Source organism: Streptomyces sp. NPDC022910 (genome assembly GCF_055561075.1).
In genome coordinates, this window is the sequence record NZ_JBVHHL010000060.1 from 1 (window position 1) to 22005 (window position 22005).

Sequence of the window (22005 nt, forward strand, 5' to 3'; positions counted from 1 at the left end):
CCCCCCGGGCGAAGTGCACGCCGAGTTCCAGGAATTGCAACTCACGGCATGAATTGCTCGGCCAGACCCTGTCCGAAAAACGCGAGGCCCCTCAACTTCGTCGGGAGGACAGTTGATGGGAGCGCACGGCCGTTCGGAGCAGCGGGACGCGGCGACCGGTGGCATCGGCCGCCGAAGGTTCCTCGGCTATGTGGTGGCATCCTCCACGCTCACCGTGGCGGCCCAGTTCGGCGAGGGGGCACTCGTCCCATCCGAGGCGGCTGCCGCTGCGCCGTCCGTACCGGGGCCTGCGGAGATCTACGACCTCAACGACATGCTCACCCACGCCACCCTGCCCACCGCCAACCTGATCAGCATCCGGATCGACACCGAGGGCACGGCCTCCTTCTCCCTGCCCCGGGCCGAGGTGGGACAGGGCGTCACCACCTCCAGCGCCATGCTCATCGCCGAGGAACTGGACCTCCCACTGGAGAGGGTCCGGGTCGCACTCGCCGACGCACGCCCCGAGCTGCTGTTCAATCAGCTCACCGGCGGGTCGAACACCACCATCTCCACCTTCATCCCGATCCGGGTCGCGGCAGCCGTCGCCCGGCACCGGCTCCTCGAGGCCGCCGCACGGGAACTGGGAGAGGCCGTCGAAACGCTGACCGCGAAGGCGGGGGTCATCACCTCCGCCGTGAACGGCAAGAGCCTGACCTATGGCGAATTGGCCGAGAAGGCGACCGCGGTGACGACCACTCAGGTGTCGGTCACCCTCAAGGAGGCGTCCGACTTCAAGGTCATCGGGACCGCGCAACGGCGCATCGACGCGTTGGAGGCCGTCACGGGGCGCAAGACGTTCGCGATGGACCTGCACGTGCCCGGCGCGCTGCCGACCATGGTGTGCCGACCGCCGACGATCAACGGCACGGTCCGCTCGGTGGACAACCTCGACGAGGTGCGGGCCATGCCCGGCATCACCGACGTCGTACGGATCTCCACCGGCGTCGCCGTCCGCGGCCGTACCTTCGGACAGTGCATCGACGCAGTGCGCGCGCTGAAGGTCACCTGGGGACCGGGAACGGCGGAGGGTGCCTCGGACGACAGTATCCGTGCCGAACTCCGCAGGGCCGAACTGCCGCTGCCGGCCCTCGGCTTGCTGACCAAGGCCGTCGACGCCCGCTTCACCTTCCACTTCGCCAGCAACAGCGCCTTGGAGACCAACTGCGCGGTCGCCGACGTGCGGCACGACTCGGCCGAGATCTGGGCCAGCCTCAAGTCCCCGATCACTGCGCAGGAGCAGATCGCGTCGAAGCTCGGCCTGCCGTCGACCGCGGTCAAGGTCCACGTCACCGAGGGCGGCGGCTCCTTCGGGCGCAAGCTCTTCCACGACGCCGCCGCCGAGGCCGCCGAGATCTCTCAGAGCCTGGGCAAGCCGGTCAAGCTGATGTGGCACCGCACCGACGACTTCCGGCAGGGCCGCACGCATCCCATGTCCACCTCACGTGTGAGGGCCACGTACGCGTTCGGACAGGTGCTCGCCTACGACCAGCGCCACACCTCCGTGGCCACCGACTTCGGCCACGGCGTCGGAGAGATCATCACATCCGAGGCCGCGCAACTGCCCGTCGGAGGCCTGACCTTCTCCGAGACGGTCTTCACGCTCACCCAGCAGACGCCCTACGACTTCGGCGTCGTCACCCAGCTGCTCAGCGAGACCGACCAGGGCTTCAACACCGGTTCCATGCGCAACATCTACTCGCCCAACGTGCGGTGCGCGCAGGAGCTGGTGGTCGACGAGCTGGCGAAACGGATGGGCAAGGATCCTTACGCTTTCCGCCGAGCGTTTCTCAAGGACGAGCGGGCCCGGGCCGTCCTCGACAAGGTCGCAGAGGTGGGCGACTGGGGCCGGAGCATGCCTGCCGGCACGGCCCAGGGCATCGCGATCCACCCCGAGTACCACGCCTGCGTCGCGATCCTCGCCGAGATCGACTGCCGCCCGCAGACCACCGGACGCAAGGTGCCCGACGCCTACACCGGGCCGCGCGTCACCAAGATCGTGTGTGCCGTGGACGTGGGCCTGGCCGTCAACCCGCGCGGTCTGCAGGCCCAGATGATGGGCGGCATCATGGACGGCATCGCGATCACGCTCAGCTCCGGACTCCACCTCGACAACGGGCATTTCCTCGAAGGCAGTTGGGACAACTACTTCTACACACGCCAGTGGAACACACCGCCTGAGCTCGAGATCGTCGTCATGCCGCCGACCACTGGTCGGCCCGGCGGCGCCGGGGAGTTGGCCGTCGCGGGCGCGATGGCGGCGGTGGCCTGTGCCTACGGCCGCGCCACCGGCACGATGCCGACGACCTTCCCGATCAACCACGGTGGACCGCTCGGCTTCGAACCGCTGCCCACCACTCCGCCGATCCCCGAGTCCCCCACCGACGGCCTGAGCCGCGCCTCCTAGGAGCCCCTGTGCCCGAACACACCTTCATCCTCAACGGCAGAACCGTGACCGTGGACATCGAGGACGACGTACGACTTCTGTGGGTGCTCCGGGACATCCTGGGCGTCACCGGACCGAAGTACGGGTGCGGACTCGGTGTCTGCCAGGCCTGCACGAGTCACATCAACGGCAAGGCGTTCAACCCCTGTTCGGTCCCCGTGAAGGCCCTGCAGCCCACGGACGAGGTCACCACCATCGAGGGGCTTCCGGCCACCGTCGGCAAGGAACTGCACCCGATGCAGGAGGCATGGCTGGAGTACGACGTCGCCCAGTGCGGCTACTGCCAGCCCGGCCAGATCATGACCGCCGTCGCCAAGGTCCGCAAGGCGCGCGAGGAAGGCCGGGAGATCAGCGAGGCCGACCTGGACGAGATCCGCAACGTCTGCCGCTGCGGCACGTACCACCGCATCCGCGAGGCCATCGAGGCAGGGGCGAAGAAATACTGAGACGGATGCACAGCCGCCCGCAGGACGCCGTGGCTCGCCCTTCCACGCGGTCCGGGTCACACGGCGAACAGGCGCGCCGCGTTGTGGTGGCACACCGACCGCAGCCAGTCGTCTCCGAGGCCGAGGCGGACGAGCCCCTCCAGAGCGTGGATATAGGGGTACGGGATGTTGGGGAAGTCGGTGCCCAGCAGAATCCGGTCGCCGAGGTCGGCCAGCCGGGGGAGTTCGGCTCGGGGGAAGGGCGTGGTCACTTCGCTGAAGTCGGTGAAGGCCATCGTGGTGTCCAAATGGATGGTGGGGTGGCGATCGGCGAGATCCAGGAAGTCGCTGTACTCGGGCATGCCCATGTGCGCGATGATCAGGCGCAGGTTCGGATGGCGTGCGAGCAGACGGCCGATGGGGCCGGGGCCGGTGTACTTGCCCGGAGCCGGACCAGAACCGCAATGGATGACGATGGGGATCCCGGTTTCCGCGAGCAGGCCCCATACCGGCTCGAGCAGTTCGTCGTTGGGGTCGTAGGCGCCGACCTGAAGGTGGGATTTGAAGACGCGGGCACCGTTCTCGACAGCCTCGCGCACATACCGCGCGGCGTCGTGTTCCGGGAAGAAGGTGGCGGTGTGAAGGCAGTCGGGGGTGCGCGTGGCGAACTGCGCGGCCCAGGAATTGAGCCAGGCTGCCATCGCGGGCTTGTGCGGGTAGAGCATCGAGGTGAAGGAACGCACACCGAAGGCACGCAGAGCGGCGAGTCGCTCGTCCTCGTCGTCCCGGTAGGTGATGGGCCAGGGCCGGCCGACCAGCGGGCCCGCGGAGTCGAAGTAGTCCCACACCTTGGCCAGCACCCGGTCAGGCATGAAATGGGTGTGGACGTCGATCAGGCCCGGCAGGCCCAACTCTGACCAGAACGCCGTCACGCGCTCGGCATCGGTCACTGCGACATCGCCCCCTCCGCTCTCAGGCCGGACTGTACCCGCCCGAAGCCGGATGCCCGACGCGATCTCTGCGGGAAGAGCTCATTGTTCCGGATCCGGGTTCCACATCCAGGGCTTTCACCTGTTCGGGTGATGTATGGGTCCCACAGGGCTACGGCCAGTTCCTGCGGAACACCCTCAGAAGGCGACGGCATGCCGTTGCCGCAGGCACCTGGGCGACGCGTCAGGTTCGGCTCGACACCCGCTTGCCCGGATCTGGCACACCTGACCGTGCTTCAATGTCCGTTTAGCGTCGATATGATGCTGCTTATGATCATGTCCGGACGGCTACGGAGCCCTCGTCGTTTCCGCGACGGCCGATGGAGAGCCGCCGTCCTGTCACCCGTGATCCTCACTGTCCTCATCGCCGCCCTGGCGTTCTCCACACCGCGGGAGATCGCCATCAGCCGCCTCCTGCCGACCGCACCCGCCCTGGCCGCCGCAATGTGGCCGGTCCTCCCCACGATCCTGCTGGGGGCGTTCTGCCTTCTGGCCATGATCGGCCTCAGCTTCCTCTACAGCGATCTGGGGATGCCGTACACGGCGGCCGCGATCGTCGCGGTCACTATCGCGGCGGCCTACACAAGCCATGTCCGACTCAAGCGGGAAGAGACGCTCTTCCACGTCCGGCTCGTCGCCGACGCGGCCCAGAAGGTGCTGCTACGCCCTTTGCCGCGCCGCATCGAGGACATCGAGATCGAGTCGCTGTATCTGGCCGCCCAAGAGCAGGCCCGGATCGGCGGAGACTTCTATGAGGCTGCCGATACACCGTACGGCGTCCGCTTACTCATCGGCGACGTGCGCGGCAAGGGCCTGTCCGCGGTGGGGGCGGCCTCGGCGTTGATCAACTGCTTTCGTGAGAACGCGTACGACCAGCCCGACCTCAGGGGCATCGCCCAGCGCCTCGAGACCAGCATCACCCGCCACAGCCGCGCGTTCCCCGGCCAGGACCTGCCGGAGCACTTCGCCACCGCGCTTCTCGCGGAGATCCCACACGGCGGCAGCCACGTGAGGCTTCTGAGTTGCGGGCACCCACCACCGCTGCTCCTGCACCGTGGGCAGATGCGCATCCTGGATGCAACCACCCCCTCGCTGCCCCTCAACCTCGCGAATCTCGTCAAAGGCCACCACAGCGTCGACACCGTCGCCTTCGCCCCGGGCGACCTGCTGCTGCTCCATACCGACGGAGTGACCGAGACCCGGAACCGTGCCGGCGAGTTCTTCCCGCTGCCGGACTGGATGCGGAGACAGGGGCCGGTACCTCCCCGCGAGCTGCTCGACCGGCTCCACCGGGACCTGTTCCGCTACAGCGGCGGAAGACTCGAGGACGACATCGCCGCCCTCGTCGTGCGGCGCCCGTTCCCCCTGACGCGGCGGCACCCCACGTAGGCGGCCGGAAGCCGCGGGCCGTGAGCCGAGTCCGAGCCGCAGGCCGGCTGCCGGCCCCGCTTTCCCGGTACATCGACATCGGCTGGTCCGGCATCCTCACGGTCGCGGCGGAGGACCGCTCCCGGCGGACCGGTGCCGCGGCGGTCTTGCCAGACGGATCATGCGGGGCGTGGACGCGGCACCGACCTGCCCGATCGGGGGAGTCCTGAGTGCGGCTCGCATGGAGCGTGGCGACACTGACCGTAACGAGCAGCACCGTCGGCGGCTTGGAGTGTGACAAGAAGCGAGGATTCATCCATGTTGCGCGGCTTCAAGAACTTCCTGATGCGCGGCGACGTCATCGTCGTGGCTGTCGGACTGATCGTGGCGCTGGCGTTGAGCACGCTGATCAAGGCGTTCACCGACAACGTGATCAATCCCGTGATCGCCCGGGCCCAGGGCGGGATGTCGCCCGGCCTGGGCTGGCAACTCGGGCGGCCGGGCAACACCGCGACCTACCTGAACATCGGCGCGTTCATCTCCGCGTTGATCTACTTCGTCGTCTTCATGGCGGTTGTCTATTTCCTGATCGTCGGCCCGCACAAGCACATCCAGGCCCGGCGGGGCGTGACGGTCTTCGGCGACCCCGAGCCGGCCAAGAAGTGTCCCGCCTGCATGGCGGACGATCTTCCCGACGCGGCCACCAAGTGCCGGTACTGCGGCGCTGCGCAGGTGTAAGGGCGGTGCGTGACGTGGGTGCCGGTCGGTGAGCAGGGATGGGCAGCAAGGACGCTCGTGTGGGCGGACCATCGCGTCGCGGTGTGCTGTGCGCTGTGTCGGCTCTCGGGGCGGGCGCGGGTCTGGGAGCCTTGGGCGCTCGGCCACGTGCCGCAGCCGCCACATCCCGAGCCACTGGTGTGCAGCCGAGAAAGTCGTCGGCCTCGAAGATCGGGCCGCCGGACCGGAGGAAGGCACGGGAGATCCGGGCCGAGTTCCTCCACGCCTGGAACGGATACCGGGAGTACGCCTGGGGCCATGACGAGCTGCTGCCGGTCTCAGGAGGGTACCGGGAGTACTTCTCCGACCGGCATCCCGTGGGCCTGTCCATCATCGAAGCCCTCGACACCCACTACGTCATGGGGCTGGACGACGAGGTCGACCGCAGCCTGCACTGGATCAGATCGTGTCTGGACTTCGATCTGGATGCCGACTTTTTGGTCTTCGAATCGATCATCCGCCTGGTGGGCGGTCTGTTGGCCGGCTATCTCGCCACCGGTGAGAGGGGCCTGCTCGGCCGGTGCGTGGACCTGACGGACCGGCTGCTGCCCGCCTTCACCCGGTCCCCGACGGGCATGCCCTACCGGAAGGTCAACCTGCGCACGGGTGCCGTCTCCGGAGTCAGGGTGCCACTGGCGGAGATCGGCACGAACATCCTGGAGTTGGGGGTGCTGTCGCAGCTCACCGGAGACTTCAGGTACTACCGGGCGGCCAAGCGAGCGCTCGCGGCGGTGGCGGAGCGCCGCTCCTCGCTCGACCTGCTCGGCACCATCATGGATGTGGAGAGCGGACGGTGGGCCGACCGGCGGGACGTCGCCTACAATCCGCCCGCGGACTCCTTCTACGAGTACCTGTGGGGCGGTTGGGCCATGTTCGGCGACCGCGACTGCCTGCACTGGTTCCGCATCTTCGATGCGGCCGTCAAGAAGCGCCTCGCGGAGCGGGTGGGCGGTCTGCTCTGGTTCAGGCAGGTCGACTACCGCACCGCAGCCCTGCTGAGCAGACGCCAGTCCTGCCTTGCCGTCAACGTTCCGTCCGTCGGCGGAGACAACGCACTGGCCGCTGACTACTACCGGTCCTGGACCGCCGTCCAGGACAAGTACCTCGTGCTCCCGGAGGAGATCGAATACACCCGGCTCACGGTCCTGGCGCCCGGCAACGCGCTGCGCCCGGAGTACGCGAACTGCGCCTTCGACCTCTACCGGCAGACCGGCAACCCGTTCTACCGGGCCACCGCGTGGCGCTACTTCCAGAACCTGAAGACGTTCCACCGGGTGCCCGGCGGATACACCACGGTCACCGACGTGACGAAGCGCCCCATGCCGAAGGGCGACTACTGCCCCGCGTACACCTTCGCCGAGAACTTCAAATGGCTCTACCTCACTTTCGCCGACGCCCGGCGTTTCGACTACGCGAGCGGCTACCTGAGCACCGAGGGGAAGATCCTTCGTGGCTTGTACGGTCGTGTCGCCGGACGCGCACTCACGAGTCAGGCAAGGGGCGGTGGCACGGTGGAACCGTGATGGTCGATCACGGTCCGTATGGCGGGGACTCCGGCTCTCGTGAAGAGCCGACACCGCTGCACCCGCCTGACTGCCCTTCGCCTGCCCCAGCCTCGCCCACGTCGTCCGGATCGACTTCCGGTCGGCTCTTCCCGGCCGCCGCGGTCGCCGCCAGCAGCGCCCCCAAGGCCTCGTCGAGGCGCTCACGACTGTGCGCGAACGGGTTCCCGCCCGCGGCGACGACCGCACTCGCTCAGGGGCCGTTCAACGGGCGGCCGCGAATGTGCGGTGTGCCCAGTCGGCGAAGCTGGTCCAGTGGATTTCCGGATGGGCACCACGCAGCGCGGGGATGTCGACGCGGTAGCCCGGGCCGTTCAGAAACGTCCACATCGCATGCATGTCAGGATTGCTCACCGCCGCCAGGGGCACTTGCTCATGGCGGACTTCGTGCCCCAGTTCCTCGCCGAGCGTGGCCGCCATCTGAGCGGGGGTGGGCGCATCGCTGGCCAGTTCAATACGTCTGCCGACGTAGGGGGTGGGCTTGAGCAGCACCTCGGCCGCGAACGCGCCGAGGTCGGGGCGGGCAAGCTGTTGCAATGGCCGATCGGAGGGCAGCGGCAGGTCGAGAACGCCGCTGAGGATACGCTCGGCCCCACCCAGTGCGTTGTCGAAGAAATACGTCGGCCCCAGAATCGTGTACGCCACATCGCCAGAGGCCAGTTCGGCTTCGATCCGTGCCTTGCTCTCGAAATGCGGTACCCCACTGTCCTGGTCGGCCCCGGCCACCGAGCTGAAGACGAGATGCGGCACGCGCGTGTCGTTCGCGGCGGCCAGGATCGCCTGACCCTGGGCCACCTCGGCCTCAACGCCCCCCTCAAACGGGGTGGTGAAGGCGAACACTCCCGCGGCCCCGTTCATCGCCGCGGCGAGTGACCGGCGGTCGCTCAGGGAGCCTGCCACTACATCGACGCCCTGGGCGGCCAGTTCACGTGCGCCCCTGTGCCCGAGGTCCCGTACGAGGGCTCGGACCCGGGCGCCGCGTTCCAGCAGGGCGTCGGTCACGGCCCTGCCCTGTCCGCCGGTTGCCGCGAGAACCAGGATGGGATCGTCGACCATCGGGGAATTCCTCCTGCGTGGGCACGCGCGACGATGAGTCATCAGGGCGGGTGCCAAGGCTATCCCACAGGTCGGACGGCACGGCCAGCGACGCGGCACCTCCACGCGTTGCTGGCCGGGAGCCGGCCCGACAGCCGCGGGATCCCACACCCGCGCCCGTACCGCGGGCCTGTGGCGGCAGGCCGGCGGCGGGCAGTCAGCCCTGGTCGGTGTCGGGGAGGAGGAGGACCGGGATGTGGGTGGCGTGGCTGACCGCGTCCGAGACACGGGGGTTGAACCAGGTGGCGAGGGCGCTGCGGTGGTGCGGGCTCAGCACGATCAGCTCGGCCTCTATGCGCCCTGCGGCCTCGATGATGGTCGGGGCAACGTCGGTGATGAACTCACCCAGCAGTTCACCCTCGGTGTTGATACCGGCGTCGCGCAGGGCCGCGAGGGACTGGTCGAGCAGTTGCTGAGCTTCCTTGTCGTCCTCCAGCGGGAGGACGTTGGAGCCGGCCGGCACGGTGGTGGCGATGTGCAGAACATGCACCGTGCTGTCGAACTTCTGGGCGAGGGCGACGACGGCGTCGAGTGAACGCTGCCGGAGCGGGGTCGAGTCGACGGCCAGCAGAATGCGCTGGAACATGCGAGGTTCTCCTTGCGGTGAAGAGAGGGCGAAACACGGCGGTCCGTCCATCTTGGGCGCGACCGCCCGTGCTCGAGGAAAGGGGCAGCCTCTGGACATGAGGTGGTGGCCATGAGGTGGCCCACTTCCGCACCCCAGTGAATCACGTGGGCTTCAGTGCCTTGAGCACGAGTCTGCGGCTCCGAGAAGCGCGCTCTTCGCGCGGGGGAGTGCCTTCGGAACAGCAGGTCGGCTCGAGGGCGGTGGGGCACCGGCTGCGCCAACGAGTTCACCGGACGCCATCGAAGGCTTAGCCCGTTCGGGGGCTTCTTGGGCCCGCCGCCCTACCGCCCGGCTCGAGGCATGCGGCGGCGCCCCGTCCTCCTCGTCGTCCTCGACCTCACCGAGTAACCGAAGGGGTGGAGCATGACGAAGGCTGTGCGCATGGCCGATGTGCCGGTCCGACTTCAACCCAGCGTAGTCAGCACCGAACCAGCACGGGCGGCAGCACGCCACCATTGAATCGCCTCCAACAACGCCTCAGGGACATCGCTCCTTCCGGGCCCCCGAACGGGTGGGACGCCCCTGTGCTGTGCGGTCACTCGGGGCGTTCGGGACAACGTCCGGGAGGTTGGGTCGGACTCGGCAAGGGGGCCGTCGGCTCGATGGGCCGGGTCTGCGGGCTGCCGCGGGAAACGGTGACCGGCTCTCCGTAGTGAGTGATCTGGATGGGGTCTCCGTTCACGAGGGAGTACGTGGCCTGGGAGTCGTTGATCTCGACCCGAAGGCACCGCCGGCGGACGCGGACCGAGAAGGCGAGCCGGGTGAGCCGCTCGGGCAGCCGGGGTGCGAAGTGCAGCGTGCCGTCGCGATGGCGCATACCGCCGAAGCCGGCGACCAGCGCGATCCAGGAGCCCGCCAAGGAGGCGATGTGCAGGCCGTCGCGGGTGTTCTTCTCCAGGTCGTCCAGATCCATCAGTGCTGCTTCGCACAGGTAGTCGTAGGCCAGGCGCAGGTGGCCGACCTCGGCGGCGATGACTGCCTGGACGCATGCCGACAGGGACGAGTCACGGACGGTGAGCGGTTCGTAGTAGGCGAAGTTCCGCGCCTTCTGGCCCTCGTCGAAGGCGTCGCTGCGCAAGTACATGGCGAGCACGAGGTCTGCTTGTTTGACCACTTGCTTGCGGTACAGCTCGACATACGGGAAGTGCAGCAGCAGCGGATAGTCCTCGGGCCGGGTGCGCGAGAAGTCCCAGGCCTCGTGGCGGGTGAAGCCTGCGGACTGCTCATGGATGCCCAACGCGCTGTTGTAGGGCACCGCCATCGCCTCGGCGGCGATCCGCCATGCGTCGGTCTCCTCCTGGGTCACGTCGAGCGCTGCGGCCTGCGCGGGGTGGCGTTCGGCGGCGCAGGCGGCAGCCAACATGTTGTCCTGGGCCATGAGATTTGTGTAGACGTTGTCGTCCGAGAGCGCGCTGTACTCGTCGGGGCCGGTGACGCCGTCGATGTGGAAGCTGCCGCGGGAGTCGTGGTGGCCGAGGGAATGCCACAGCCGGGCGGTCTCCACGAGCAGTTTCACGCCCGTATCGCGCTCGAAGTCCTCGTCCCCGGAGACCGAGACGTAGCGCAGGACGGCATGGGCGATGTCGGCGTTGATGTGGAAGGCCGCGGTTCCGGCCGGCCAGTAGGCCGAGCATTCCGCGCCGTCGATGGTGCGCCATGGAAAGGTCGCGCCTTTCAGGCCCAGTTGGAGGGCGCGTTCACGTGCTGCCGGCAGGGTGTCCCGACGCCAGTGGAGTGCCGCGGCGACACTGCGCGGATGGACGAAGGTGAGCACGGGAAGTACGTAGATTTCGGTGTCCCAGAAGGAGTGCCCGTCGTATCCGGAGCCGGTCAGGCCTTTGGCGGGGATGGCGCGCTGCTCGGCCCGGGCCGCGGCCTGCAGTACGTGGAAGAGGGCGAAGCGGACGGCCTGTTGGATCTCCGCGTCGCCTTCGACCTCCACATCGGCGTGGTCCCAGAACTCGTCCAGGAAGGCCCGCTGCTGGTCCACCAGGCCCTGCCAGCCCGTGCTGCGTGCGCCGGCCAGCGCGGCCTCCGCCTGGTCCTGCAGGGATGGCAGCGAGCGCAGCGCGGACCAGCCGTAGGAGACGAGCTTCTCCAGTCTGAGTGTCTCGCCGGGCTTGAGATCGGTGATGACGGTGAACCGTGCCACGTCGTCCGAGCTTTCGCTGGAGATCTGGGTGGACTCCGGGCCGTGAACGACGTGGTCGGCAGAAACGGCGACGCGTAGACCGCTGCGGTCGGTGCAGTGGATCAGTCGCAGCCGTGTTCCGTCGGCGTAGTGCTCCTCGGGTCGCAACGGGGATTCCAGGACGGCCGAGACCCGGGGATCGCCGCTCGCCTGTGGCAAGGGCTCGTTGGCGACGAGTTCGGACTGGATGACGAGCCGTACCTCCTCGTCCAGTGGCTCCACCTCGTAGGCGATCGCGGCGACGGCCCGATGGGTGAAGGAGACCAGACGAGAGGAGCGCACGCGGACGGTTTTCCCCACGGGCGAGGCCCACTCGCACACGCGGTGCAGTAGTCCTGCCCGCAGGTCGAGCACGCGTTCGTGGGAGCGGAGGTGGCCGTAGCGCAGGTCCACCTGCTCGTCATCGACCAGGAGCCGGATGAGTTTGCCGTTGGTGACGTTGATGACCGTCTGGCCGGACTCAGGGAAGCCGTACCCGGCTTCCGCATAGGGCAGCGGGTGTACCTCGTGGACGCCGTTGAGGTAGCAGCCCGGGAGTCCGTGCGGCTCGCCCTCCTCAAGGTTCCCCCGCCATCCGATGTGTCCGTTGGACAGCGCGAAGACCGATTCGCTCTGCGCCAGGACGTCCCAGTGGAGCCCGGTCTCGCGCACGCACCACGGCTCGACCGCGTAGGCAGGATGGGTGATCACGCAGACTCCTCCAGCAGCTCGGCCAGGTCTTCGATCACGGTGTCGGCGCCGTGCCGGCGTAGCGCGTCCGCCTGGCCGACGCGGTCGACGCCCACCACGTACGCGAAGCCGCCCGCCCGTCCGGCGTCCATGCCCGCCAAGGCGTCCTCGAAGACGGCCGCAACGGCGGGTCCGACGCCGAGGTCGTGGGCGGCCGCCAGGAAGGTGTCCGGATGTGGCTTGCCGGGCAGCTTGCGCTCGGCGGCGACCACGCCGTCGATCCGCACGTCGAACTGGTCCTCCATGCCGACCGAGACGAGGATGTCGCGACAGTTGGCGCTGGAGGAGACGACGGCCGTGGCGAGTCCGGCAGCGCGAACCGCCTGGACGTAACGGACGGAGCCCGCGTAGGCCTCGACACCCTGAGTGTGGATCTTCTCCACGAGCAGGGCGTTCTTGCGGTTGCCCAGGCTGCGCACGGTGTCGAGTTCCGGAGGATCGTCGTCGGTGCCTTCCGGGAGCTCGAGGCCGCGCGAGGCGAGGAAGGACCGTACACCGTCGGCGCGCGGGCGCCCGTCGACGTACTCGTCGTAGTCGGCCGCCACGTCGAAGGGCCGGAATCCGGGGCCCTCCCGCCGCCGCAGGAAGTCGTCGAAGGTTTCCTTCCAGGCGGCGGCGTGCACGACCGCGGTCTTGGTCAGCACTCCGTCCAGATCGAACAGGCAGGCGAGCACTGTGTCCGGAAGGCCCAGATTTGGCATGGTTAATCCTTGCCCGTTCTGTCCCCCTCCATACCCACCGGTCCACGGGCCGGACGGGCCCTGTCCGCCTGAGAGGCCGCTTCCTGCGGGAGAGGCGGGCCGCGCGTGACCGCGGCCGAACTCATCCGGCGTTCCGAGGCCGGCGCCTCGGTCACCCGAATGCCTCGCGCAGACAGGCATCCGCAGCCTGTTCCCACACCACCGGACGTTGTTCCTCCCGCGAGACGGACGCGGCCCGTTCCTGGCCGTGCAGCAGACCCCAGGTGAAGCCGGGCTCACCCGCTCCATGCGCTGCGACGGCCAGACTCCGAAGCACGTCCCGGGCCACGACGCCGTCGTGGCGATCGCCGCTCACTTTCTGTACCGCCTTGACGCGCTTGCCCGTAGTGATCGGCTTCCCCGGGATCAGCGAGGCGCGGGCCTGGTGGGACTCACCCGCGTATCAGGAGATCGCGCCGTTGCGCTCGCGGCACATCGAGGGTGACATCGTCCTGGTCCCGGGCGTTCCCGAGGGCTACGACGCGGCTGCCACCGCAGAGGTGATGCGCGCGGCCCTGCCCGCCCAGTAACCGCCTCGGGCGGGCCAGGTCCAGGGCGGCCGCGGATGACTATTCCTTGGGCGAGGCGGTGGGGGAGAAGCGCACTGTCCGTCGGCCTCGCTGTGCGCGGCGAGGGGGGCGACGGTCGCGGCTTTTTGGAGGGTGCTCTTCGAGCTGCGGGCCGCCTGCGGCTGGTGTCAGGCTGTGGCCTCGCGGATGCGGGCGAGCAGGGCCCGCAGCTGTACGCGGTCCTCCACGTTCAGGTTGGCTGTTGCCTCTGCGAGAGCGAGGCGGTCCACCTCTTCTGCCTCGCTGTGGCATCGCAGGCCCTTGTCGGTGAGGCGCAGCAGGAATGCGCGGCGGTCGTGCGGGTGGCGTACGCGCTCTACCAGCCCGTCGCGTTCCAGGCTGTCGACGATGCTGGTCGTGGTCCGTGCCGCGACTCCCGTCATCTCGCTCAGGTCCCGCATCCGCAGGGGCTGTTGCGCCCGTGCGAGCATCCGCAGGGCGCGTAGTCGGGCGACGGAGGCTCCGTTGGCCCGTAGCCGGGCGTCGACGAATTGGCGCAGCTGGTGCGTCGTCTCGTAGAGCTCGTCGACCAGGATGTCGCTGCTGCCGTGCACTGCCATGTCGTTCCCCGCTCCGTCGCGCTGATCCGATTCTATGAGCATCCACATAGTGAGTATGCTCAGTATGTGCTGCTGTCCCGACGTTCCCCCGTCCCGCCTGTCCCCTCCTTCCACCTCAGCCAGCGCTTGGTCGTCCCCGTCATGTGCGTCTGCGTGACGTTCATCGCGATCGTCGACGGAGCGATCACCACTGTGGCCCTTCCGTCGATCGCCCGTCAGTTCCGGCTGACCACGGCCGCACTGGACGGGGTGGTCGTGGTCTACCCGGTCTGCCTGGCCATGGCGATCCCTGCTTCGGCCTGGCTGGTCGAACGTTTCGGCGGCAAACGGGTCCTGCTCAGCGCCCTTGCCGCATTCCTCGGTTCCTCACTGCTGTGCGGCGCGGCCGCCGACCTCGGCCGGCTCGTCGCATTCCGTGCGGTCCAGGGACTGTCCGCCGGAGTGCTCTTCCCGGCCTCGGCCTCCCTGCTGTTCGCCACCTTCACCTCCTCGGAGCAGGTGCGGATCTCCAGGTACATGATCATCCCGCAGCAGATCGCCCCTGCCGCCGCCCCCGTCCTCGGCGGACTGCTGGTGGACCACCTGTCCTGGCGCTGGGTCTTCTACGTCAACCTGCCGGTGGGCCTGCCGGCCGTACTGTTCGGGGTGTTGTTCCTCGCCGAGCACCGTGGCCATCGGCCCGGCCGTTTCGACCTGACCGGACTGCTGCTGAGCGCGGCGTCCCTGGGCGCCTTGATGTTCGGCATCTGCGAAGGCCCCAACCGCGGCTGGTCCTCCGTGGCCGTGGTCACCGCCCTGGTACTCGGCGCGATCCTGCTCGCCGCCGCCATTGCCTTCGAACTGCGCACCGCCGAGCCGCTCCTGAAGCTCCGTCTCTTCGCGCATCGGCTCTTCCGGGACACCAACCTGATCAACCTGGTGGGCCTGGTGCCGATCCTGGGCGCCATGTACCTCGGCCCGCTGTTTCTCCAGCAGGGACAGGGCCGCACCGCCCTGGAGTCCGGCACCAGCACGTTCCCCGAGGCCTTCGGTGTCCTGCTGACGGTCCAGATCGCCGGGGCCCTCTACGCCAGGGTCGGCCCGCGAGTCATCATCGGCTGCGGTCTGGCCGGCGTCAGTGCCGTCCTGCTGCTCTTCGCCACCTGTGACGAGCACACCAGCCTGTGGACCTTCCGCGGCTACATGTTCCTGCTCGGTGTCGCCATGGGCGGGGTCTTCATGCCGACCACGGTGGCCTCGCTGGCGACCATCGCCCGGCAGGACGTGGCCCAGGCCTCCATGCTGAACACCGTTGTACGCCAGACCGGAGGCGCCCTCGCACCAGCCGCGGTGACCACGGCCCTGGTTCTGAGCACCCCCGCGGCGGCCGCAGCGGACCCGCCCATCGCTGCCTATCGACACGCCTACCTCGCCCTGGCCGCGATCGCGGCGGTGACCTCGGTCTTCGCCTTCACCGTCCCCGACGGGCCGGCCCGCGCCGCGGCACGCGGCACCACTGCCTCGAGCCGGTCCGCACCACTCCGGCGCCGACGCGAGAACGCCCGCTGACAACGTCCCGCGCCTGCCCGCGGCCGGCCGCCTCCTGACCGTCCTTGACGGCGGCGTGGGCGCCGACCGCCGGGTTCCCAGAGGCCGGTCCCTGATCTGGCCCGGCCTGAGGATGAGCTGGGCAATGACGCCTGCCCGCACGAGTCCGCCCAGCGTCGTGTGCGGTTCGTTTCCGTTGGGTGCTGCATGCGGCACCCAGCCGCCGCGTCGGGTGCCGCTTCGCCGGACTCGGTCCGCTGCCACTCCGACCTGATCCGCCGGGCTGTGGCGGCCACGCCCGCGCAGTACGACGGCGACGCGAAGCGGTTACCGGGGCGCTGTCGGGCGCCGGGGGCAAGGCCGTCTCGTGCCTCCGCCGGACGGGGGTCGGGGGGAGGCGGGGTGGGCTCGTGCGGGATGGCTCGTGGGAGGTCGCCAAGTCGGTGATGCCGGAGCGGCAACCACGGTCATCGGGCGCGGACAGTTCCTTTGGCGCCCAGGGCAGCCGCACCGAAGGCGGCCGCGGGCGGCCCGTCGGGTGCCGCTTCGCCGGACTCAGCCCGGCTGCTGCGCTTGACGTCCTCCGCCTGGCTCCGGCGTGGCTCGGCGCAGCCGCGCCATTCGCTGGTTGGCTAATGGCTGGTCGGGTCTTCGGCGGAGCGAGGCGGACATGGGCGACGTGAATCAGGTGAACAGGCAGGTCATCGGGCAGTTCCGGGGGCGGGGCGGAGTCGTTGGAGGTCACTTTGAGGGCAAGCACCTGCTGCTCCTGCACACGGTCGGGCGCCGTACCGGCCAGGAACGGGTGAACCCCCTTGTGTACGCGGCCGACGGTGACAGTCTCCTCGTCTGCGGCTCCGCGCGTGGCGCGGAGAAGGATCCGGCCTGGGTCGGCAACGTCGCCGCCATGCCTGAGGTGACCATCGAGGTGGGGGAGCGCATCCTCAGGGCGACGCCTACTGTCGTGACGCATGCGTCGCCCGAGTGGGAGCGTCTCTACGGGATCTGGTCGGCGTATTGGCCCGACAGCGCTCAGTACGAGACCAAGACCTCGCGCAAGTTCCCCATCGTGAAACTGGAGCCACTGGCATCAGACGGGTGAGTCGCGAAGCTGCCGACCGGCACCACAGCGGGGAACGCGCTGGGCGGCCCGGGTCGAGCGCGATGCCACGATGTGGTGTCGTCGGCGGGACCCAGGCTCAGGGGCGGACGCCACCGCCGGGCTCATCCGGAACTGTGCTCGTCCGCAGTCGCGCGTCCCTGACCCTGGTCGCGCCGGTTGCGTATGTCGTCGTTGTCAGTCGGGGAACCTTGTGCGTACGCGTTTCACAGTGCTGGGGCCTGTCAGGGCATGGCGGGGCGACACGGAGTTGACGCTGGGACCGACCAAGCAGCGCGGTCTGCTCGCGTTGTTGCTGACCCAGGTGGGGCATCCGGTGGCCGTCCACGAGATCATCGACGTCCTGTGGGGCCAGGATCCGCCGGCGAGCGCTCTGAACGTCGTACAGCGTCACATCGGGGAGTTGGCGTTTGCCGGAGCCCGATCTTGCGGCGAGGGGCGAGTCACGGTGGCTGGTGCGCGGCTCCGGTGGCTACCGCCTCGAAGTGGAGCCCGACTGCCTCGACCTGCTGCGCTTCCGGGCTCTGCGACAGCAGGCGGAAGGGGCGGCGGAGAACGGGAATCCGGCCTTGGCCACGGAGCTGTTGATCGAGGCCCTGGCCCTTTGGCGAGGCCCCACGGCCTCCGGAATTGCGGCCGAAGTGAGATCCCGTCCGGCCTTCGGCGCCGTGGACGGCGAGCATTTGGCCGCCGTCAAGGAGGGGGCCGAGCTGGCGCTGGAGGCCGGACAGGGGCTGGGTGCGCGGGTGCTGGTGACGCTTCGGCAAGCCGCCGCGCAACATCCGCTGGACGAGGCGCTCCAGGCCAGGCTGATTCTGGTGCTCGCGGCCACCGGGCACCAGGCGGAGGCTCTGGACGTCTACCGAACCGTACGCGCCCAACTCGCCGACGAGCTGGCCGTACAGCCGGGCCCTGAGCTGCAGGCCGCCCAGCGGCCATCACCTCCACGTTCCGTTTCGTCACGGACGACGGCGGCCAGCGCGCTGCCCGGCTCCGTACGCCTGCTGGATCTGCTGCGGATCGAACCGCCGAGTGAAGCTGCTGACGATCTTCCCGTCGACGCCCTGGCCGTTCAAGTCGCCCGGCTTGCTGTCGCCCGCGGTGGTTCGCAGCGGGGCCCACCGGAGAGAAGGCCACGCAGTAACGCGGTGTGCGCCCGCACGGTCGCCGGCGCCGGAGGAGTCCTGCCCTCGCGACGCTGGACAGCGGCAGGCGGCGTCATGGCGGAGTCGGCCCGTGTGTCCCCAGGCCACTTCGCCGAGAAACCGGCGGGACGAGCGGGACCCTACGCTGCTGGGCGGGGCCGCAGGCTGCGGCTCCGCCCAGCGGGTTCTGCGTCAGCTGGCGTCAGCGCAGGCCGAAGGCCCGGGTGATCGTCTGCGAGACGCTGTTGCCGGCGCTGTCCCGGGCGGTGACCCGGAGCGTGGCGAAGCCGGCGGACTTCGGCGCGTGCAGACTCGTCCGCCATCCGGCATCGTTGCGGCTCAGCTCCGACCGGTGCCAGGTCACGCCGTCGTCGTAGGAGACCTCGAGGGAGGGCTTCTCGATGGCGGCCGTCGTACCGGGCAGGTGCGAGGCGGTCACTGTCAGCCCGGTGTGCCGCTCCGCCAGGCCCGCCTTGTCGGTGTCCACTCCGTAGTCGAGCTGGATCAGCGGCAGGGACTCCGCCGACTCGGCCCCGGTGACCGCGGAGGTGAACTTCCACTCGGTCAGCGTGTGCGTGGAGTACGGATTGGCCCAGGTTCCCCGGTCGTTGTCGACCACCAGCCGATAGGGCAGCCGCTCCGCGGCGAGACCGGGAATCTGCAGGTACTCGGCGTTGCCCCAGTTGAGCTGCTGGTCGCCCTGGTAGAGCGACATCCAGTCCTTCACGGCGAAGTTTCCGCGGGCTTCGCCGACATGGCCGGCACCGGAGTCACCCCAGCCGGGCGCGGGGATGTAGACGGTGTCGAGGTAGCGCACCGGCTGATAGCCCACCGGACCCATCCGGGGCCGCTGGACCGGCCCGAACCAGCTGACCTTTGCGGTCTTCCCGTCCCGGTACCGAAGGACCCCGACCGAGTGTTGCCCGGTCTCGCGGCTGATGAAGGCGTCCTCCACCCAGTCGGCGTCGGACGTGACCCAGTCGGTGCGCTCACCCTGTGCGGGAGCGGTGACCTGGTTCGAGACGGCCCAGCCCCGCCAGACGTCCGTGCGGAATTCCAGCGCCTTGTCCGGCCGGTAGTTGCGGAACGAGACATCCACCCGGGCCAGCTCGCTCTGCTTCGGTCGCCAGGTCGGGTTCGCCGGGACCGAACCGGACCAGTGGTGCACCACGTCGTAGAGGTAGTCGGTCGTGGGATGCGAGGTGACCTTCACCTTGACCTCGCCCCGCTGGAGCGCCTTGATCAGGTCACCGCCCTGGTCGGCGTTGAGCGTCGCCACCGTCAACGGGGCCGGGCTCTGAGGGCTCCAGGGGGTTTCGTCCCAGGGCTGCAGTCGGCCGATGCCGTCGTGGACGACCAGGAGCAAGCGTGCCCCCGCTGCCGCCGCGGCTTCCGCCTGTGCCGCGATTCCGGCCGGGTCGCTGTCCCGCACCACCACGGCCTTTCCGCGCACGTGCCGTGCCGGCTCCGCGACCGTACCCTTCCCGGCGAAGACAGCCGTCAGCGTTCGGGTGCCGGCCGGCAGCGGCTCGGCCGCGCGCTTGACCAGCGGATCGTGATAGGTCTTCGACCTGGTGCCCACGGTCAGCGCCGGCTGCTCGAGACGGAAGCGGGCACCGACCTCGAACTCGCCCTCGGTGACCTTCTTGCCGGTCGGCAGCGCCCAGATGCTGTCGTAGGAGGGATCGGGCAACATGGAGGACTCGACCAAGCTGTCGCTGAACGACCGGTGGACGTCCAGCCGCGGCGCGAGGGCGGTGGTCTCCCGCGGGACGTGCGCCAGGATCTGACGGGCCTTCCTGCCGTCCAGGGTGACGGTCCGGTCCCGGTCCAACCGGACGTCGTTGAAGGCGAGCAGCGCCATGCCCCGCGAGTGGGGCCCGTTGGCACCCTGCACATCGGCGGTGAGCCATCCGCTGTAGCTGCCGACGGGCATCCGCGCGGTGCCGGTGCCGGACGCGTCGAGGTCCAGCACCGTCCAGAGGTGCTCCGCGACGAGGATGACCCTGCCGGAGAGCGGCTTGCCCGACCGGTCCTTCGCGGTGACGGTGAGGTTCTGCCGCTGTCCCTCCCTGTGGGCACCGATCAGGGTCCGGGCCCGGACCGCGCCGGCACTGTCCGTACCGGTGATCATGCCGCTGATCGCCTCGTCAGCCGGCAGCCGGTCCAGTTCCGCGGTCAGGGAGACCGAGGTGGTGCCGTGCGCGGCAATGGTGACGTGGTCGTGGGAGAGGGTGAACAGCCCGGCGGGCGCGGCGGTGTCGATCGCCAGGTCGAGGCTGACCGGGGCGTCGCCGACATTGGTGTACGTCACCTTCTGGACGTCCCTCTCGCCCGGCTCGGGGGGCCAGGTGTGGAAACCGGAATAGGCGCTCGCGGTCGCGAAGACCGAGGCGTGCACCGCCGCCAGGGCGTCGAGCCGCCCACTGCCCGCCTGGTACGGGCTGTACGACGGGGTGGCCTTGGTGCTGCTGACCAGTGCCTCCTTCAGCTGCGGACCGGTCCAGTCCGGGTGGGCGGCGGCGAGCAGCGCGGCGGCACCGGCGACGTGCGGTGTCGCCATCGAGGTGCCGCTCATCGTGGTGTAGTAGCCCGAGCCCCGCTTGTAGTGGGAGCGGGCCGCGAGGATGTCGACGCCGGGTGCGGTGATTTCGGGCTTCAGCCCCGCATCGCCGTCACGCGGGCCTTGACTGGAGAAGTCGGCGAGCCGGTCCGCGGAGTCCACGGCGCCCACGGTCAGCGCCGAGTCCGCGGCGCCGGGGCTGCTGATGGAGCGAGGGCCGCCGTTGCCCGCCGCGATGACGAAGAGCGCGCCGGTCTCGCGGCTGAGCCGGTCGACGGCCTGACTCATGGGGTCGGTGTCGTCTCCACCGCCGCCCAGGCTCATGCTGATGATCTTGGCCTGGGTGTCCCGGGCGGCCCATTCCATACCCGCGATGATCCAGGACTCCTGGCCCCCGCCCTCGGAGTTGAGCACCTTGCCGATCTCCAGCCGGGCTCCGGGGGCGACGCCCTGTTCCTTCCCGTCGGAGGCGCTGCCCGTGCCGGCGATCGTCGAGGCGACGTGGGTACCGTGGCCGTTGTAGTCGGCGATGTCCTCGTCCGGGACGAAGCTGGCGCTGGAGTCCACCTGCCCGGCCAGGTCGGGGTGTTCGGTGTCCACGCCGGTGTCGAGCACCGCCACCTTGACGCCCTTGCCCGTGTCGCCTTCCGACCAGACCTGCTGGGCGCCGATCTGGGCGGTGGAGTCGGCCAGGTCGGCCTTCACCTTGCCGTCCAGCCAGACCTTGGCGATGCCGCCCGCGAAGCCCGGGGTCGCCGACCGGGCCCCGACGCCGGATCCGCCGGTGAGCGCCGACCAGAACGCCGGAGCCTGCTTGCGGTTCTGCGCGAGGGCCGCGCCCTGAATGCTGTCCAACCGGCGGACGTCGGTCGAGCCGGCGAGCTTCGGCTGGGTCCGGGACCTGGCGGCGGCGTCGGTGTAGCTCACGATGAGGGGCAGCCGGGAGGTGTGCGCGTCGTCGTAGCCGTCAGCGATCAGCAGCGTCACGTTGAACAGTTGCTTGTCCAGCTTCCCGGTGCCGACGTAGGGCAGGACGGAGTCGGGATAGACGTACGTCGAGCCGTCGATGACGGCGCGATGGAAACCCGTGGTGGTTCCGTTCGCGCCTTCGAAGGACCGGACGACAGTGCCGTCCGCGGCCGTGCCGATCGTGACTTTGTCACCGGTGATCAGGGTGACACTGTGCGTGCCACCTTTGCCGGGCGGCTGGTGTACGACGTCGACGGCCGGTGCCGGACCGGCCGGATCCCGGGGTACCGCGGCGGTGGCCGGTATGCCCACCATCGCCAGAGCGGCTACTGCGGCAAGCGCGATCGGCCCTGGTCTGAGTCTGGGAACGACAGGCAAGGAAAACCCCTAAAGGGAAGCGGAGATCGGAAAACCCTCTGGAGGATCGGGTCGCATTCCGCCTTGAGCAATGGGGTTTGGCTGTCGCTTCTGTGCCATTGCACAGTTGCGACACAGCCGAAAGACATCACCCGGAACCTGCGCCTCGGCGGTCCGGCAGCCGATCCGCCCGCGATCGTGGGCGT

The 22005-nt window shown here is 69.2% G+C and carries 16 protein-coding genes and 1 pseudogene; 9 read left to right on the forward strand and 8 right to left on the reverse strand.

The annotated features are described in order from the left end of the window. The first annotated feature begins 115 nt into the window (after positions 1 to 115). Both ACZ3TS_RS35185 and ACZ3TS_RS35190 read left to right on the forward strand, forming a co-directional pair. Positions 116 to 2446, forward strand: coding sequence for a molybdopterin cofactor-binding domain-containing protein (locus ACZ3TS_RS35185; protein ID WP_467625897.1), 2331 nt, complete (start codon positions 116 to 118; stop codon positions 2444 to 2446). A gap of 8 nt (positions 2447 to 2454) precedes the next feature. Next, a complete protein-coding gene (locus tag ACZ3TS_RS35190) occupies positions 2455 to 2931 on the forward strand; it encodes a (2Fe-2S)-binding protein (protein WP_467625899.1) in 477 nt (158 codons plus the stop codon). Positions 2932 to 2987: 56 nt separating this feature from the next. On the opposite strand, the gene ACZ3TS_RS35195 is transcribed toward ACZ3TS_RS35190, so the two are convergent. Then, positions 2988 to 3860, reverse strand: a complete 873-nt coding sequence (locus ACZ3TS_RS35195; RefSeq protein WP_467625900.1) for an amidohydrolase family protein — start codon at positions 3858 to 3860, stop codon at positions 2988 to 2990. A gap of 309 nt (positions 3861 to 4169) precedes the next feature. Here ACZ3TS_RS35195 and ACZ3TS_RS35200 point away from each other — a divergent pair, with 309 nt between their 5' ends. The 3 genes from ACZ3TS_RS35200 (at position 4170) to ACZ3TS_RS35210 (ending at position 7567) form a co-directional block, all read left to right on the forward strand. Continuing rightward, positions 4170 to 5288, forward strand: coding sequence for a PP2C family protein-serine/threonine phosphatase (locus ACZ3TS_RS35200; protein ID WP_467625902.1), 1119 nt, complete (start codon positions 4170 to 4172; stop codon positions 5286 to 5288). 297 nt (positions 5289 to 5585) lie between these two features. Next, positions 5586 to 6005 (forward strand): large conductance mechanosensitive channel protein MscL, encoded by a 420-nt coding sequence (locus ACZ3TS_RS35205; protein ID WP_467625904.1) that lies wholly within the window; start codon positions 5586 to 5588, stop codon positions 6003 to 6005. 179 nt (positions 6006 to 6184) lie between these two features. Next, the gene (locus ACZ3TS_RS35210; protein WP_467625905.1) at positions 6185 to 7567 is read left to right on the forward strand and encodes a glycoside hydrolase family 47 protein; all 1383 of its coding nucleotides are present in this window, start codon (positions 6185 to 6187) and stop codon (positions 7565 to 7567) included. 243 nt (positions 7568 to 7810) lie between these two features. Here the strand turns inward: ACZ3TS_RS35210 and ACZ3TS_RS35215 are convergent, their stop codons facing one another. From ACZ3TS_RS35215 to ACZ3TS_RS35235, 5 genes are all read right to left on the reverse strand, one after another. Continuing rightward, the gene (locus ACZ3TS_RS35215; protein WP_467625906.1) at positions 7811 to 8662 is read right to left on the reverse strand and encodes an NmrA/HSCARG family protein; all 852 of its coding nucleotides are present in this window, start codon (positions 8660 to 8662) and stop codon (positions 7811 to 7813) included. Between the two features lie 196 nt (positions 8663 to 8858). After that, positions 8859 to 9287, reverse strand: a complete 429-nt coding sequence (locus ACZ3TS_RS35220) for a universal stress protein (RefSeq protein WP_467625907.1) — start codon at positions 9285 to 9287, stop codon at positions 8859 to 8861. A gap of 577 nt (positions 9288 to 9864) precedes the next feature. Further along, the gene (locus ACZ3TS_RS35225; RefSeq protein ID WP_467625908.1) at positions 9865 to 12210 is read right to left on the reverse strand and encodes a glycoside hydrolase family 65 protein; all 2346 of its coding nucleotides are present in this window, start codon (positions 12208 to 12210) and stop codon (positions 9865 to 9867) included. Then, positions 12207 to 12950, reverse strand: a complete 744-nt coding sequence (locus ACZ3TS_RS35230) for an HAD family hydrolase (protein ID WP_467625910.1) — start codon at positions 12948 to 12950, stop codon at positions 12207 to 12209. The genes ACZ3TS_RS35225 and ACZ3TS_RS35230 overlap by 4 nt, the downstream gene beginning before the upstream one ends. A 151-nt stretch (positions 12951 to 13101) precedes the next feature. Continuing rightward, positions 13102 to 13305, reverse strand: a complete 204-nt coding sequence (locus tag ACZ3TS_RS35235) for a hypothetical protein (RefSeq protein WP_467625911.1) — start codon at positions 13303 to 13305, stop codon at positions 13102 to 13104. 28 nt (positions 13306 to 13333) lie between these two features. Here ACZ3TS_RS35235 and ACZ3TS_RS35240 point away from each other — a divergent pair. Beyond that, positions 13334 to 13519, forward strand: a pseudogene (locus tag ACZ3TS_RS35240) (DUF1330 domain-containing protein); the annotation flags it as partial. Positions 13520 to 13686: 167 nt separating this feature from the next. Here the strand turns inward: ACZ3TS_RS35240 and ACZ3TS_RS35245 are convergent. Next, positions 13687 to 14118, reverse strand: a complete 432-nt coding sequence (locus ACZ3TS_RS35245) for a MarR family winged helix-turn-helix transcriptional regulator (protein ID WP_467625935.1) — start codon at positions 14116 to 14118, stop codon at positions 13687 to 13689. 141 nt (positions 14119 to 14259) lie between these two features. Between ACZ3TS_RS35245 and ACZ3TS_RS35250 the strand changes: the two genes are divergently transcribed. The 3 genes from ACZ3TS_RS35250 (at position 14260) to ACZ3TS_RS35260 (ending at position 18138) form a co-directional block, all read left to right on the forward strand. Continuing rightward, positions 14260 to 15666 (forward strand): DHA2 family efflux MFS transporter permease subunit, encoded by a 1407-nt coding sequence (locus ACZ3TS_RS35250; protein ID WP_467625936.1) that lies wholly within the window; start codon positions 14260 to 14262, stop codon positions 15664 to 15666. A gap of 649 nt (positions 15667 to 16315) precedes the next feature. Continuing rightward, positions 16316 to 16747: a nitroreductase/quinone reductase family protein gene (locus tag ACZ3TS_RS35255; protein WP_467625912.1), complete on the forward strand. Its 432-nt coding sequence runs from the start codon at positions 16316 to 16318 to the stop codon at positions 16745 to 16747. A 428-nt stretch (positions 16748 to 17175) separates the two neighbouring features. Continuing rightward, entirely contained in the window at positions 17176 to 18138 is a 963-nt protein-coding gene (locus ACZ3TS_RS35260) for an AfsR/SARP family transcriptional regulator (RefSeq protein WP_467625914.1), read from the forward strand. Here ACZ3TS_RS35260 and ACZ3TS_RS35265 read toward each other — a convergent pair. Then, entirely contained in the window at positions 18113 to 21757 is a 3645-nt protein-coding gene (locus ACZ3TS_RS35265) for a S8 family serine peptidase (RefSeq protein ID WP_467625915.1), read from the reverse strand. The two genes, ACZ3TS_RS35260 and ACZ3TS_RS35265, sit on opposite strands and share 26 nt — an antisense overlap. Positions 21758 to 22005: the final 248 nt, after the last annotated feature.

Excerpts from the sequence above, each read along its gene's own strand:
- ACZ3TS_RS35185 (WP_467625897.1), top strand. The coding sequence starts at position 116 with ATGGGAGCGCACGGCCGTTCGGAGCAGCGGGACGCGGCGACCGGTGGC.
- ACZ3TS_RS35200 (WP_467625902.1), top strand. The coding sequence starts at position 4,170 with ATGATCATGTCCGGACGGCTACGGAGCCCTCGTCGTTTCCGCGACGGC.
- ACZ3TS_RS35205 (WP_467625904.1), top strand. The coding sequence starts at position 5,586 with ATGTTGCGCGGCTTCAAGAACTTCCTGATGCGCGGCGACGTCATCGTC.
- ACZ3TS_RS35215 (WP_467625906.1), bottom strand. The coding sequence starts at position 8,662 with ATGGTCGACGATCCCATCCTGGTTCTCGCGGCAACCGGCGGACAGGGC.
- ACZ3TS_RS35220 (WP_467625907.1), bottom strand. The coding sequence starts at position 9,287 with ATGTTCCAGCGCATTCTGCTGGCCGTCGACTCGACCCCGCTCCGGCAG.
- ACZ3TS_RS35230 (WP_467625910.1), bottom strand. The coding sequence starts at position 12,950 with ATGCCAAATCTGGGCCTTCCGGACACAGTGCTCGCCTGCCTGTTCGAT.
- ACZ3TS_RS35245 (WP_467625935.1), bottom strand. The coding sequence starts at position 14,118 with ATGGCAGTGCACGGCAGCAGCGACATCCTGGTCGACGAGCTCTACGAG.
- ACZ3TS_RS35250 (WP_467625936.1), top strand. The coding sequence starts at position 14,260 with ATGTGCGTCTGCGTGACGTTCATCGCGATCGTCGACGGAGCGATCACC.
- ACZ3TS_RS35255 (WP_467625912.1), top strand. The coding sequence starts at position 16,316 with ATGGGCGACGTGAATCAGGTGAACAGGCAGGTCATCGGGCAGTTCCGG.
- ACZ3TS_RS35265 (WP_467625915.1), bottom strand. The coding sequence starts at position 21,757 with ATGGTGGGCATACCGGCCACCGCCGCGGTACCCCGGGATCCGGCCGGT.